The 381-nt window shown below is 58.0% G+C and carries 1 protein-coding gene; it reads right to left on the reverse strand.

Going from position 1 to position 381, the window contains the following annotated elements; genetic code table 11:
* A partial coding sequence (locus EN935_RS40545; RefSeq protein ID WP_127374474.1) for a 2Fe-2S iron-sulfur cluster-binding protein occupies positions 1–303 on the reverse strand: 303 nt, incomplete at its 3' end.
* Positions 304–381: the final 78 nt, after the last annotated feature.

The following is a 381-nucleotide window of genomic DNA, read 5'->3' on the forward strand; positions in this document are numbered from 1 at the left end:
TGTCTCGCATGTGCCGCACAATCCCTCCTTGCAAGAGTGCGCTATGTGCATGCCCATTTCATTCAATGTTTCGAGGATCGACATGCCCGCGGGAATGAAAACTGTCTTCTTCGACTTGGCGAGCACCACTTCGAATCCACCGCGGGCCGGAGGCGCCGCCGCGGCGAAGAATTCGGAATGCACAAGATCGGGATCGAGCGTGGCCGCCGCTGCCTCGAATGCCTTCAGCATCCCTGTTGGTCCGCAGCAGTAGAAGTGCGTATCAGAAGATTGCTGGGCCACGATCGCCTTGAGATCAAGCATCGGTTGACCAGGTTCCTGGTCAAACGTGAGTGAGACACGGCCAGCATGGCGGCTCTCGAGTATCTGGAAGCGCTCCAC

The organism is Mesorhizobium sp. M7D.F.Ca.US.004.03.1.1, assembly GCF_003998635.1.
In the GTDB taxonomy this organism is placed as follows: Bacteria; Pseudomonadota; Alphaproteobacteria; order Rhizobiales; family Rhizobiaceae; genus Mesorhizobium; species Mesorhizobium loti.